Here is a 13,924-nt window from a genome sequence, read left to right as displayed (position 1 = left end):
AGCGCTAATCTGCCAGCCTTTTCCCGCGGGTGGCTGCGCTTCATGACTTTTATCCACAGGCTGTCGCTGGCCCTTGCCGCGCTGTTCCTGAGTGGCTGCGATCAGCCCGCACCTCTCGTCCTCGATCAGCAACTCTATATCTGGCAACGCCAGTGGACACCCGCTCACGCGTTGGCGCTGCGCCAGAGCCGTGGCGACTTTTCCAGTGTCCGGGTGTTGGCGTTGCAGGCATTTCCCGGCGCCGGCTGGAGCCGGGCGCGGATCGATCCGGCGATGCTCAAGGCTGACGGTCGGCCGTTGGTGGCTGTGATTCGCCTGGACGGTCAGCTCAAATCCCTCAACCAGGACGATGTCATCGCGCAGATCCAACGCGTGCTGGGCGACTGGCAAGCCCAAGGCCTGGCGCCGGTGGGAGTTGAGATCGATCACGATGCCGGTAGCGCACGACTACCGGCCTACCGGACGTTCCTCGCACGATTGCGCCAAACCTTGCCGACCACGTTGCAGCTAAGCATCACGGCGCTGCCGGCCTGGCTCGACAGCCCTGAACTGACCGAGTTGTTGCAGACGGTGGACAGCAGCGTGTTGCAGGTTCACGCGGTCAGCGACCCGCGGCAAGGACTGTTCGATGCCGGCCAGGCCAGGCGCTGGGCCAAGCGTTGGGGGGCCGTCACCACGCGGCCTTTTTATCTGGCCTTGCCGGCGTATGGCGTGGCGCTTTTGACTCAGGAAACCGGTGCGCCGGTGGTGGAAAGCGAAGTGCCCATCGACCGGGGCGGCGAGCGTCGGGAATTGTTCGCCGATCCGCAAACCGTGGCCGGGCTTGTTGCCGACCTGCGCGCCGAACCGCCGGAGCATTTGGCCGGGCTGATCTGGTTTCGCCTGCCGCTGGCGGGGGACCGGCGAGTCTGGAGCCTGACCACGCTGGGCGCGGTTGCCCGTGGAGACAGCCTCGACAGTCGCCTGGCGGTGCACGTTGACGAGCAAGACGGCCTGTACGATATCCGGCTGGTGAACCAGGGCAATCTCGACAGCCCCTGGCCCCAGCGCCTGACCCTTGCTGTAGGCGCCTGTGACGGGGTCGATGCCTTGGCGGGTTATACGTTGCAACAAACCCCCGGACTGCTTACCTTCACCCGCATTCAGGCAGGCCGCTTGGCTGCCGGTGCCCAACGGGCTATCGGCTGGGCGCGCTGTACGAAAATTGACCAAGGAGGATTCAATGTCTACCCGTAACTGGCCTCGTCGCCTGCTGTGCCTGAGCCTCAGCCTGCCGCTGGGCCAGGCAATGGCTTGTGGGCCGGATTTCCCGATGCGCCTGCTGGATAACCGTGCCCAGTCATTGGCTGAACTGCCCGAAGGCAGCTTTCGCTTCGAAGTCAGCCGCCTCGGCCAGGCCATCGCGGGGTTGAAGCCAGTGACAGAGGCAACGCGCAACCCGGATTACAGCTACGACGATGTTTCTTCCTACGTGGAACAACGCAACAAGGCCGAACAACTTGGCCTCACGCCACCGCAACAAGCCGTGGTGGAGCGTTTGCGGGCATCAAGCGATGTCGAGCTGGTCGTTGCCGAAGCGGCGAACCTGCCCGCCGAGTTGCGGTTGTATGCGATCGGCGCGGCGGCCTTCAATGCGGGCGATCATCCGCGTGCTGTCGAATCGTTCCAGCAATTGCTCGCGTTGCCGGCCGACGAGCGTCGTTTGCGCAGCACCTGGGCCGCCTATTCCTTGGGACGTGCCTTGTTTGCCATGAGCGTCGAGGCCGGGCGCGGCGAACCGGCGGTGATGCAGGATCAGGCTCGCCAAGCGTTCCGCCAGGCTCGCGAGCTGAGTATCGCCGGCTTCAGTGATCCGCTGGAATTGGGCGTCGCCAGCCTGGGCGAAGAGGCCAGGGTCGCCTATACCGCCGACGACTGGGACGCCGCCATCGGCCTGTATGCGAGCCAGAACGCTCAGGGCTCCCCGGTCGGCTACAGCTCGTTGCTGCAGTTGGCGGGCGGCCTCAGCGTCGAGTCGGAAGAACGCCTGGGCGAATTGCTCAAAGCCAAATCGGTCCAGCGCTTGGTAACCGCCTATTTGCTCAGCCGTGTCGGCTGGTGGGACGGCGAAGAGCCGTCCGGCGAGAAAAAACTCGTCAAGCTCCTGCAAGCCAGCGCCCAGAGCAACCTGGAAGACGCTGATCGCTTGGCGGCGGTGAGTTATCAACACGCTGACTACGCTGGCGCAAAGGCGTTTGCAGACAAGGCCGCCGACACCGGATTGGCCTGGTGGGTGCGGGCCAAGCTCGCGTTGCGCGAGGGCGACAAAGTCGCTGCGGCGGCGGCTTATGCCAAGGCCGCCCAGGCTTTTCCGCAGGACGAGTCCTGGGGCGCCCGCCGCACGCCAGACTGGGATTACGAGACGGTACAGCCCAATTGTCGGGTCGAGGGCGAAAGCGCGATCCTCGCGTTGCAACGGGGCGACTATCTGCAAGCGTTCGATCAGCTTTATCGCGGCCAGGGCAATTATTGGTATGACGCCGCGACGGTCGCCGAGCGCGTGCTGACCGTCGAGGAACTCAAGCAATATGTCGACGCCCAGGTGCCGGCACCACCGCCGTTGAGCCAGGAGGATCGAGACAACTACGTGCAGTTGTCCGTAGCCGCGAACCTGCGCAACCTGCTGGGGCGTCGCTTGCTGCGTGAGGGTCGCTACGACGAGGCACCGGCTTATTTCGATAATGCCGAGCTGCAGGACAAGGCCCGCGCCTACGGAAAATTGCGCCAGGATGCCGAGTCCAAATGGTTGCCGACCAGCCGTGCCGAGGCGTATTTCAACGCGTCCGTCATCGCGCGCAAGTCCGGCATGCAATTGCTGGGCTACGAGATGGCGCCGGATTACGCGAGCCTGGATGGCAACTACAGTTTTGAGCCGGTGGAGCTGAAGATCGGTCCGCTGGTAGCGGAAGGCGAAGTGCAACGGCAACAGGCCAGCGCAGCGCAACCGGACGTGCGTTATCACTACCGTTTTGTCGCCACGGCGTTGGCGAGCCAGGCTGCCGATCATTTGCCGCACACCAGCCAGGCGTTTGCGGCGGTGCTGTGCAAGGCGGTCGGGTACAACTCGAGTCTGGAAGAGCAAAGCGCGTTGTATCAGCGTTACGTGAAGGAAGGCCCGTACGTGGAATGGGCGTGGGATTTCGGACATCAATGTGCGGAACCGGCGTTCGACCAGGCGAATAAACGCTACGTCACCCAGGCCCTGGCACCGATTCGCTCGGCCCTGCGGCCTTTCAAGGCGTGGTTGGAGGTGGGTGGCGCGGTGCTCGTGGTGGCCGTGGTGCTGGCATTCATCAGCCGCCGCAAGCGCAAGGCGCGGATGGCAGCCGAGTAGATTGATCAACCTGTGGCGAGGGAGCTCCCCCGCCGCAGGAATCTACCGCAGTGCTCTTTGTTGCCTACATCTGCGTAGCCATTCCTTCCACATTCATCGCCGCCTGACGCAGCGCTTCCGAGCGAGTGGGGTGGGGGTGGCAAATCAGGGCGATGTCCTCGGCCGATGCGCCGAATTCCATCGCGACGCAATACTCGCCGATCATCTCGCTGACACTCGGGCCGACCAGATGCACGCCGAGAATCTGGTCGGTGTGTTCATCGGCCAATATCTTGGCGAACCCTTCGGTTTCGTGATTGATTTTTGCCCGGCTGTTGGCCGTGAACGGAAATTTGCCGACTTTATAGGCGCGACCTTCAGCCTTGAGTTGCTCTTCGGTTTTGCCGACGCTGGCCAGTTCCGGACGGGTATAGATAACGTTGGGGATCAGCTCGTAATTGACCTCGCCCGCCTTGCCGACGATTTGTTCGATGCAGGCCATGGCTTCATCTTCCGCCTTGTGGGCCAGCATTGGCCCGGAGGTGACATCGCCGATCACCCAGACGCCCGGCGCTTCTGTGCGGTGGCGCTGGTTGGCGAGCATGCCGCGTTTGTCGGTCGCCAACCCGACGTTCTCCAGCCCCAGCCCCTGGGTATAAGGGCGGCGACCGATGGCGACCAGCACGTAATCGGCGTCCAGCGTTTGCGCCTCGCCGCCTGCCGCGGGTTCGACGTGCAACTGCACGCCGTTCGCCGAGGACACGGCGCCGGTGACTTTAGCGCTCAACTTGAACTGAATGCCTTGTTTGGCCAGGGCCCGTTGCAGGGTCTTGCCGGCTTCGCCATCTACGCCTGGGCAGATGCGATCGAGGTATTCCACCACGGTTACCTCGGCACCCAGGCGCCGCCAGACCGAACCCAGTTCGAGGCCGATGACGCCAGCGCCTATCACCACCAGATGCCGGGGCACTTCGCCCAGGGACAGCGCACCGGTGGAGTCCAGGATGCGCCGGTTATCGATGTCTACGCCGGGCAGCGGGGTGGGCTCGGAGCCGGTGGCAATGATGATGTCCTTGGCGCTCAGTTCGGTCTTGCCGCCGTCCTCGGCGGTGACGGTCACTTTGCCCGGCCCATTGATATGGCCCCAGCCCTTGATCCAGTCGACTTTGTTCTTGCGGAACAGAAATTCGATGCCCTTGGTCAGGCCAGTCACGCTGTCGTCCTTCTGCTTCATCATCTGTACGAGGTTGAGGGTGGGGCTGACGTTGATGCCCAGGTTGGCAAACTCAGAGCCCTTGGCCGCTTCGTACAGTTCCGAAGCGTGGAGCAACGCCTTGGAGGGCATGCAGCCGACATTCAGACAGGTGCCGCCGAGGGTGGCGCGGCCCTCGATACAGGCCGCTTTCAACCCCAGCTGTCCGGCGCGAATCGCCGCGTTATAGCCGCCAGGACCGCCGCCCAGAATGATGACGTCGTAGTTGCTCATACCGTTCTCCCGCTTGGCTTGTAAAAAATTATGTACGTAATATGAGCGTTTCCGAAGAATTCGGTCAAGGCTTACGTCAAGTGGCAGGCTTCTGCATACCGTGAACAATTCAAAACAGAAATTTCACAGAAATGGTTATAAGGTAACGCCACGTAACGGAGCGGCATTGGGCGTCGGTTGCCAATGCAGATTTTGATCGCCACAAGCCTGGGGTGACATGCAAGTCGATCTTGATATCCAAGGGGCACAAGTGGCTGAGTGGCCGCGCTTTCAGCAGGCGTCGTTGCAAGCGCGTCGCTTGAAGCGGGTCGTTTTTTTGCTGGGCGGCCTGGCGAGCGTTGGGCTGGTGCTGGCGTTTTTCACTGGGTTGTTTTCGCCGCAGTCGATATGGCCTGCGCTGTTGGTTAGCCAAAGTGCCAGCTTGATTGTGCTGGTGGCGGGCCTGCAATCGGCTGGCTGGGTGGCCAAGTGGCGCAGCCAGGCGCTTGTGCGCCAGGTCGAAATCCCAGTTCTTGCCGCCGCCGAGCCTGTGGATAACGTGGGCTGGTATGAGCAGATGCTCGAGCGAATCAGCGCCCGCTCGATTGGTTTGCTGACGCAAATCGGGGCGCCTGTCTTGTGGCTCGCCGGTTGGTCGCTCTTGACCCTGTTGAGTCTGGAGCAGGCTTGGAACCTTGATCTTCCAGCTGCTTCGCTTGGCGTGTCGGCCAGTGTCGGCGCCGTGCTCGCATTGTTGTTGGCGTTCGGCTTGCTGGTGTTTGAGCGGCAACTGGTTCAACAATCTGCCCTCGAATGGCCAGAAGCATCGTCGCTCGCGCAACTGTCACGAGTCGCCATCGCCGTTCTTGTGCTGACAGCCTTGTGCTTGCTCTTCGCCGGGGAATCGTCGGTATGGCCGGTGCGCTTGGCGGTGCTGACCGGGGTATTGCCAGGGCTGGTAGCGGTGGAATTCTTGCTGCGCGCCGCGCTCTCGTTGTTCAGCCCGCGCCGGGAGTCCCTGGAGCCGAGGTTGTTGGGGCGAAGCGTCATCGCCGACCTGCTGCGCTGGCCGCCGCAACCGTTGCTGGCCCTGCAACATGAGCTGCACAACCGCTTCGGCATCGACTTGCGCCAGATCTGGGCGTTCAGCTACATGCGCCGGGCCTCCTTGCCGGTTCTGGCGCTGGTGGCATTGGTGGGTTGGCTGCTGACGGGCGTGCATGAGGTGCCGCTGCAAGCACGTGGCATCTATGAGCGGTTTGGTAAACCGGTGGAAGTCTTCGGCTCGGGCCTGCATGCCGGGCTGCCTTGGCCGTGGGGCAGGGTGCTCAGCGTAGAAAACGGCGTTGTGCATGAGTTGGCGACCAGTATCGGCGATAACAAGGCGGTCCCGGAAGCTGAGCCAGCGGAAGGGCCTGCCCCGACGGTTGCCAATCGCTTATGGGACGCCAGTCATGTGAACGACAAATCCCAAGTGATTGCCAGTCGGCGCGGCGATCAACAAAGCTTCCAGATCGTCAACATGGACGTGCGCTTCGTATATCGCATCGGCTTGACGGACGCCGCCGCACTGGCGGCCACTTACAACAGTGCGGATGTGCCGGCGTTGATCCGCAGCACCGCCAGCCGCATCCTCGTGCATGAGTTTGCTTCGCGCACGCTGGACGGTTTGCTCGGTGCGGACCGTGTCAGCCTGGCGGATGAAATCGGCCGTGCGGTGCAGGCCGACTTGCAATCACTCGACAGCGGCGTGGAGATTCTCGCGACGGTGGTCGAGGCGATTCACCCACCGGCCGGTGCGGCCAATGCCTACCACGGTGTGCAGGCGGCGCAGATCGGTGCCCAGGCACTGATTGCCCGGGAGCGTGGCGCCGCTGCGGAACAAACCAACCAAGCGCAACTGCAAGCGAGCGTTGCCTATGACCGGGCCCAAGGCACCGCCCGGGAAATCAGCGCCACCGCCCAGGCCGCGGACCTGCGCTTCAACGCCGATCGCAAAGCCTACGCGTCGGCGGGGCACGCCTTCGTCCTGGAGCAATACCTTAGCCAAATGAGCCAGGGACTTGGCCAGGCCAATCTGCTGATACTCGATCATCGCCTGGGCGGCAGCGGCAACGCGCCGACCATTGACCTGCGTAACTTCACGCTGCCGGCGGACCCCGCGTCGCCACGTAACCCTGTCCAGCCAGGAGCTGCCCATTGAGCCAGTCTTCGTCACACGATCACCCTGACCACGCCGGTCACGATCACGGCCATGCCGGTCATCACCACGGACATCATCACGCCCATCACGGCGATCCGCAGGTGGCCGGGCCGTTTCCCTGGCGACGGATGAGCTGGGCATTATTGCTGGTGGCCTTTGCCATCGCGGCCGCCAGCCTGGTGCAAGTGCGGTCGGGTGAAGCTACCGTCATCACCCGTTTTGGCAATCCGGCGCGGGTGTTGCTGCAGCCGGGCCTGGGCTGGCGCTGGCCAGCGCCATTCGAAGCGGCGATCCCGGTGGATTTGCGCCTTCGTACCAGCTCCAGCGGTTTGCAGGACGTCGGTACGCGCGACGGGTTACGGATCATCGTCCAGGCCTACGTGACGTGGCAGGTGCAGGGTGACACGGACAATGTGCAGCGTTTCATGCGGGCCGTGCAGAACCAGCCGGACGAAGCCGCGCGGCAAATCCGCACGTTTGTCGGTTCAGCCCTGGAGACCACGGCTGCCAGTTATGACCTGGCAAACTTGGTCAACACCGATGCCAGCCAAGTGCGCATTGCTGATTTCGAAGCCCAGTTGCGCCAGCAAATCGAACAACAACTGTTGGCCACCTACGGCGTGCGCGTACTTCAGGTTGGCATCGAGCGCCTGACGCTGCCGTCAGTGACGCTCACTGCAACGGTGGACCGTATGCGTGCAGAGCGCGAAACCATCGCTACGGAGCGCACGGCCATCGGTAAGCGTGAGGCCGCACAGATTCGGTCTGCCGCCGAACGTGATGCACGAATCCTGCAAGCCGATGCAACGGTTAAAGCCGCTGAAATCGAGGCGCAGTCCCGGGTAGAGGCGGCTGAAATCTATGGCAAGGCCTATGCGGGTTCGCCTCAGCTTTACAACCTGCTGCGTTCACTGGACACCCTGAGCACCATTGTCAGCCCAGGCACCAAGTTGATCCTGCGCACTGACGCCGCGCCGTTCCGTGTCTTGGTAGACGGTCCCCCGACGGCGGAACTCAAGGGTGGAACACAGCCATGAGTTTGGTTCCACGTGGAACAAACGAGTTGTCCAGCCCATGGATCCAGGCCGGGCGCTTAGCGTTTCTTGCTCTTTATGCCGTTACGATTTTGGCTGCATTGGCTTGGATTTTTTCCAATGTGCGGCAGATCGACCCGCAGGACCGGGCGGTGGTGATGCACTTTGGTGCTCTTGATCGAATCCAGAACGCCGGACTCTTGATCGCCTGGCCTCGTCCCGTGGAACAGGTGATTCTGTTGCCCGCTGCGGATCGCGTACTGGAGCGAAGGATCGACAATCTGTTGCGTTCGGACGCGGCTCTGCAAGCTGATCGTGTCGCCAGTTTCGCTTCTCCGGTCAGCGACGCGTTGGCGGGCTCTGGTTATTTATTGACCGGTGACGCAGGTGTGGTGCAACTGGATGTGCGGGTGTTCTATAAGGTCACCGAGCCTTACGCGTACGTCCTGCAAGGTGAACATGTATTGCCGGCGCTGGACCGACTGGCGACCCGCAGCGCCGTGGCACTCGCCGCCGCCAGGGACCTGGACACCATTCTGGTGGCCCGGCCTGAACTGCTGGGCAGCGACAACCAGGCTGCGGAGCGCCGCGAACGCTTGCGTGGCGACTTGGTGCAAGGCATCAACCGCCGCTTGGCTGATCTTGCAGCGACAGGGCAGGGGCTGGGGATCGAAGTGGTCCGGGTCGATGTGCAATCGAGCCTGCCGGGCCCAGCGGTGGGGGCGTTCAATGCGGTATTGACTGCTAGCCAGCAAGCCGACAAAGCCGTCGCCAATGCTCACACCGAAGCCGAGAAACAAACCCAGGCCGCCCGCCAGGATGCCGATCGCACGTTGGAAGTCGCCCATGCGCAGGCCGGCGAACGGCTCGCCAAGGCTTCGGCGGACACGGCTACGGTGTTCGGGTTGGCGAAAACCCAAGGCCAGGATCCTCAGATGTTGCTGCGCCTTTACCGCGAACGCATGCCTGACATCCTCCTCCGGGCGGGGTCAGTCACCACGGTCGACCCGAAAGACGACAGCCGTCTGATCATCCAGGGAGCCGGCCAATGACCGCCCAAAACACAGCCATGCCGATGTTGTCCTCCGCCGAGCAGCGTTCAGCCGCACGGCAACTGACGCTGGCTATGCTCGCCCTCGGCCTGCTTGCCTTGGGCCTTGCATGGCGCGGCTGGTCGCCGGAGCAAAGCGGGGTCAGTCAACTGCTGTTGGGGTTTGCCTCATTGTTGGTAGCGGTGCCGGTGATGCGTTCCGCCTGGTACAGCTTGCGTTATCCAAGCCTGCACGGGATCACCGATCAACTGATCGCCCTGGCGATGCTCGGCGCCTGGGCCACTGGCGATCTGCTGACCGCGGCGCTGCTACCGATCATCATGATTTTCGGTCACGTCCTGGAAGAGCGCAGTGTCATTGGCTCCCAGGAAGCGATTCACGCACTCGGCCAGTTGACCCGCAGCCAGGGCCGCAAGGTGCAGGCCGACGGCTCGATTGTCGAAGTCGATAACGGTACGTTGCGACCTGGCGATGTGGTGGAGGTTCGTGCTGGAGATCGGGTGCCCGCCGACGGTCGGGTGTTGTCCGGTCAGGCAAGTCTCGACACCGCGCCTATTACCGGGGAGTCGGTGCCATTGGAAGCGGTGGCCGGCGTCGAAGTGTTTGGCGGCGCGATCAATCTTGATGGTCTGCTGCGTCTGCAAGTGACACGCACCGGCGAGGAATCGACGCTGGGCAAGGTGATTGCCCTGATGCAAAACGCCGAGCGCTCCAAGCCACCGATTACGCGTTTGCTGGAACGATACGCCGGTAGCTACCTGGTGTTGGTGCTGTTGCTGGCGGCGGTGACCTGGTTCGTGACCAACGACGCCCAGGCGATGCTCGCGGTTCTGGTCGCGGCGTGTCCCTGCGCCCTTGTGCTGTCGGCGCCGGCCACGGCGATTGCCGGCATCGCGGTGGCAGCGCGCCATGGCATCTTGATTCGCAGCTCGGCCTTCCTTGAAGAGCTGGCGGACCTGACATCGTTGGTCATCGACAAGACCGGCACTTTGACTTATGGCACGTTGCGCCTGCAGTCGATCCAAAGTGCCTCAGCTGATCGCACCGTGCTGCTGCCATTGGCCGCGAGCCTCGGCTCGGCCAGCAGTCATCCGGTCAGTCGTGCTTTGGCGAGCTTGGTGGAACAGCACAATTATCTGCCACTCACTGATATCCACGAACGCCAGGGTTTGGGTGTGGTGGCAATGACCGAGCAAGGGGAGGCTGCACTCGGCCGCCCCGAGTTGTTTGCCCAATTGGGGATCCAGACCTCGACGATTCCCGATCATGACGGCCCGATCGCCGGATTGGCCCTAAATGGACACTTTCTCGCCTGGCTGCTGCTGGCCGACAGCGTCAAGCCGGAAGCGGGGGCGGCCATGGAGCAATTACGCGCGCTTGGCCTGGGGCGCCAGTTGTTGTTGACCGGTGATCGCCAGAGCGTGGCCACTGCCCTGGCACAAGAAGTTGGCATTAATGACGTTCAGGCTCAGGCATTCCCAGAAGATAAGCTCAAACGGGTCATGGCCGAAATTGGCCACGGGTTCCGGCCCATGGTGGTGGGGGACGGGATCAATGATTCGTTGGCGCTCAAGGCCGGCGTGGTGGGCGTTGCGATGGGCGCTGGCGGCGCGGACATTGCCCTCGCGTCGGCGGATATTGTCCTGATTGGCAGCGACCTGCGGCGCCTGGGCACCTGCGTGCGATTGAGTCGCCAATGCCGGCGGACGCTCCAGGTCAATGTGATCATCGGCTTGGGCTGGACGCTGGCCATCGTCGCCTTCGCTGCATTTGGCTGGCTCGGGGCGGCGGGGGCGATGATCGCGGCGCTGCTGCATAACCTAAGCACATTATTGGTACTGGGTAACGCTGGACGGCTGCTGCGGTTCCAGGAGCCATTGCCAAAAATCTAGCGTGTCTGCTTGAGTACTTGAAGCGAACTGTTGGTCGCTCCTACAGTCATTTACGAGAGGGGCGCACCACTTCAGGCGGTTACTGCTCAAACAGTAGAATTGGAAGCGATAGAAAAAGGCTATAAATTCGATAGCCTACTATTTTTCTACGATGGTCTACCCTCATTTCAGACGTCTGAAACAAGGGGGGATTCTTCATGCTCGCTCACCTTCCACCGGCCTTACAGAATCTGCATCTTCCGCTTCGGCTGCGGCTCTGGGACGGTAATGAGTTCACGCTGGGTGCCGACCCCAGCGTCACGATTGTGGTCAAGGACCCACAAATGGTTGCGCAATTCACCCATCCCAGCCTGGACGCATTGGGAGCGGCATTTGTCGAAGGCAAACTTGAACTCGAGGGCTCGATCAACGAAGTCATTCGGGTCTGCGACGAGTTGAGCCAGGCCTTGTTGAAAGACGACGACAGTCATTTGCCGATGCGCTCGGTCCATGACAAGGAAACCGACGCCAAGGCGATTTCCTACCACTACGATTTATCCAATGCCTTTTATCAGCTCTGGCTCGACAGCGACATGGCATATTCATGCGCCTATTTCGAAACCGGCAGCGAAACCCTCGAACAAGCGCAGCAAGCCAAGTTCCGCCATCTGTGCCGCAAGTTGCGCCTGCAACCGGGCGACTATCTGCTGGACGTCGGGTGCGGATGGGGCGGGTTGGCCCGCTTCGCGGCGCGCGAATTCGGCGCCAGGGTTTTCGGCATCACCCTGAGCAACGCGCAACTGGCCTTGGCCCGCGAGCGGGTCAACGCGCAAGGGCTGGCGGATCAAGTTGAGCTCCAGCTGATGGATTACCGAGACCTGCCCCAGGACGGTCGCTTCGACAAAGTGGTCAGCGTCGGTATGTTCGAGCACGTAGGGCACGCCAATCTGGCGCAGTACTGCAAGACGCTGTTTGGCGCCGTTCGCGAGGGTGGCCTGGTAATGAACCATGGGATTACTGCCAAGCACACCGACGGCCGCCCGGTCGGTCGCGGCGCGGGTGAGTTCATCGAGAAGTACGTGTTCCCCAACGGTGAACTGCCGCACCTGTCGATGATCTCTGCCGAGATCAGCGAAGCAGGGTTGGAAATCGTCGACGTGGAAAGCCTGCGCATGCATTACGCGCGCACGCTCGACCATTGGAGCGAGCGCCTCGAAGACAACCTCGAAGCCGCCTCCAGGGAAGTGCCTGAACAGGCGCTGCGAATCTGGCGACTCTACTTGGCCGGCTGCGCTTATGCGTTTGCCAAGGGTTGGATCAACCTGCACCAGATTCTCGCGGTGAAGGCCCATGCCGATGGTAGCCATGAGTTGCCCTGGACCCGCGACGACATCTACATCCCTTAAAGGATCGGGGAAATGAGCCGGGCGATCCGCATGCCGACTTTCTGCAGGCGGTGGGTCTCCCGGCTTTCTTGTTTGGCGATTTCGTGGGCTTGGGCGAAATCGTTTTCCAGCATTTGCTCCACTTCGCTGGCGAAGGCGGCATCCACCGTCAGGAGCATCACCTCGAAATTCAATCGGAACGAACGGTTATCCAGGTTCGCGCTGCCGATGGCGCTTATTTCCCGGTCGACCAAGACAACTTTCTGATGCAAAAAGCCTGGCTCATAACGGAACACCCGCACGCCGGCCCGAACCGCTTCGAAGGCATAGAGGCTGGATGCGGCGTAGACAATCTTGTGGTCCGGCCGCGACGGTAGAAGGATGCGCACATCCACCCCGCGCAGGACCGCGAGGCGCAGTGCCGCAAACACTGCTTCGTCGGGTATGAAATACGGCGTGGTAATCCAGACCCGCTCGCTTGCGGCGTGGATGGCCTCGACAAAGAACAGCGAGCAGGTTTCGTAGGCATCGGCCGGACCGCTGGACAACAGCTGGCAGAGCACGCCGCCCTCTGGATAAGTGTCCGGAAGGATCAACGGCGGCAACGAGCGAGCGGCCCAGAACCAGTCTTCGGCAAATGACTCCTGCATGCTGCCCACAACGGGGCCGCGGACTTCGACATGGGTATCGCGCCAGGGGGCCAAGGGAGGCTTTTCACCCAGATATTCATCGCCCACATTGTGGCCGCCGACGAAGCCCAGGACGCCGTCCACAGCGACAATCTTGCGGTGGTTGCGAAAGTTGACCTGGAACCGGTTGAGCCAGCCGCTGCGAGTGGCGAACGCCTTCACGTGGACACCGCCGTCACGCAGCGCCTGGACGTAACGGTGGGGCAGGGAATGGCTGCCGATACGGTCATAAAGCAGATACACCGCCACGCCTTCGGCGGCTTTCTTTAAAAGCAATGCTTGCAGGCGTTGTCCGAGACGGTCGTCGTGGATGATGAAGAATTGAACCAGCACCGCTTCCCTGGCATGTTCAATGGCTTGGAAAATAGCCTCGAACGTTACCTGGCCGTCTACCAGCAACCGCACCTGATTGTTCGCCAGGCACGGTGCCCGGCCCAATTTAGGCATCGCCCGTAACGAAGCATAAGCCTGGGACGCGCGGGCGGTCAGCGCTTCTTCGACCCAGGGGCGCCAATTCAATTCAGAGATCGCCTTGCGCATTTCTTCGTTGGCTTGCCGGCGCGCCTTGATGTAACCGTCGAAGGTGCTGCGACCAAAAACCAGGTAGGGAATCAGTGTCAGGTACGGAATGAACACCAGTGACAGGGCCCAGGCGATCGAGCCTTGGGCGGTTCGCACGGTAAGCACCGCATGAACGGCGGCAATGGAACCGAGGGTGTGGAGCAGCGCGATCAGGTAACCAAAAACATGCGGGCCAAAATAATCCATGGGACAGCCATGCTCCTGAGGTTCGATGCTTAACAGACCATGTTCCATCGCGAATGTCGCTATTTAATTCACTCGCCCCGAGCCTGAACCGAAGTCTGTGGAAGA

9 protein-coding genes are annotated in these 13,924 nt (G+C 61.9%); 7 read left to right on the top strand and 2 right to left on the bottom strand.

Annotated features, from left to right (window positions below; genetic code table 11):
• Positions 1 to 42: 42 nt before the first annotated feature.
• Both HU762_RS03975 and HU762_RS03970 read left to right on the top strand, forming a co-directional pair.
• Positions 43 to 1,236, top strand: coding sequence for a DUF3142 domain-containing protein (locus HU762_RS03975; RefSeq protein ID WP_186633272.1), 1,194 nt, complete (start codon positions 43 to 45; stop codon positions 1,234 to 1,236).
• Positions 1,223 to 3,373: a hypothetical protein gene (locus HU762_RS03970; protein WP_186633269.1), complete on the top strand. Its 2,151-nt coding sequence runs from the start codon at positions 1,223 to 1,225 to the stop codon at positions 3,371 to 3,373. Before HU762_RS03975 ends, HU762_RS03970 begins: the two co-directional genes overlap by 14 nt.
• A 64-nt stretch (positions 3,374 to 3,437) precedes the next feature.
• Here HU762_RS03970 and lpdA read toward each other — a convergent pair whose 3' ends face one another.
• Positions 3,438 to 4,838 (bottom strand): dihydrolipoyl dehydrogenase, encoded by a 1,401-nt coding sequence (gene lpdA / locus HU762_RS03965; RefSeq protein ID WP_186633266.1) that lies wholly within the window; start codon positions 4,836 to 4,838, stop codon positions 3,438 to 3,440.
• Positions 4,839 to 5,055: 217 nt separating this feature from the next.
• On the opposite strand from lpdA, the gene HU762_RS03960 reads away from it, so the two are divergent.
• The 5 genes from HU762_RS03960 to cfaB all read left to right on the top strand — a co-directional run bounded on the left by HU762_RS03960 (position 5,056) and on the right by cfaB (position 12,383).
• Positions 5,056 to 7,020: a protease modulator HflK gene (locus HU762_RS03960; RefSeq protein WP_186633264.1), complete on the top strand. Its 1,965-nt coding sequence runs from the start codon at positions 5,056 to 5,058 to the stop codon at positions 7,018 to 7,020.
• Positions 7,017 to 8,057, top strand: coding sequence for a protease modulator HflC (locus HU762_RS03955; protein WP_186633261.1), 1,041 nt, complete (start codon positions 7,017 to 7,019; stop codon positions 8,055 to 8,057). Before HU762_RS03960 ends, HU762_RS03955 begins: the two co-directional genes overlap by 4 nt.
• On the top strand, positions 8,054 to 9,106 hold the full coding sequence (locus HU762_RS03950; RefSeq protein ID WP_186633258.1) for a protease modulator HflK: 1,053 nt from the start codon (positions 8,054 to 8,056) through the stop codon (positions 9,104 to 9,106). Before HU762_RS03955 ends, HU762_RS03950 begins: the two co-directional genes overlap by 4 nt.
• On the top strand, positions 9,103 to 10,998 hold the full coding sequence (locus HU762_RS03945) for a heavy metal translocating P-type ATPase (protein ID WP_186633255.1): 1,896 nt from the start codon (positions 9,103 to 9,105) through the stop codon (positions 10,996 to 10,998). The genes HU762_RS03950 and HU762_RS03945 overlap by 4 nt, the downstream gene beginning before the upstream one ends.
• A gap of 197 nt (positions 10,999 to 11,195) precedes the next feature.
• On the top strand, positions 11,196 to 12,383 hold the full coding sequence (cfaB, locus tag HU762_RS03940; protein WP_186633252.1) for a C17 cyclopropane fatty acid synthase CfaB: 1,188 nt from the start codon (positions 11,196 to 11,198) through the stop codon (positions 12,381 to 12,383).
• On the opposite strand, the gene cls is transcribed toward cfaB, so the two are convergent.
• Positions 12,380 to 13,819 (bottom strand): cardiolipin synthase, encoded by a 1,440-nt coding sequence (gene cls, locus HU762_RS03935; RefSeq protein ID WP_186633249.1) that lies wholly within the window; start codon positions 13,817 to 13,819, stop codon positions 12,380 to 12,382. The genes cfaB and cls overlap by 4 nt on opposite strands.
• Positions 13,820 to 13,924: the final 105 nt, after the last annotated feature.

The sequence above is a fragment of the Pseudomonas sp. SWRI92 genome (assembly GCF_014268685.1).
Lineage (GTDB): Bacteria > Pseudomonadota > Gammaproteobacteria > Pseudomonadales > Pseudomonadaceae > Aquipseudomonas > Aquipseudomonas marvdashtae.
The sequence above is the reverse complement of the archived record's forward strand: the minus strand, read 5'-3'. Positions and strand labels throughout refer to the sequence as shown.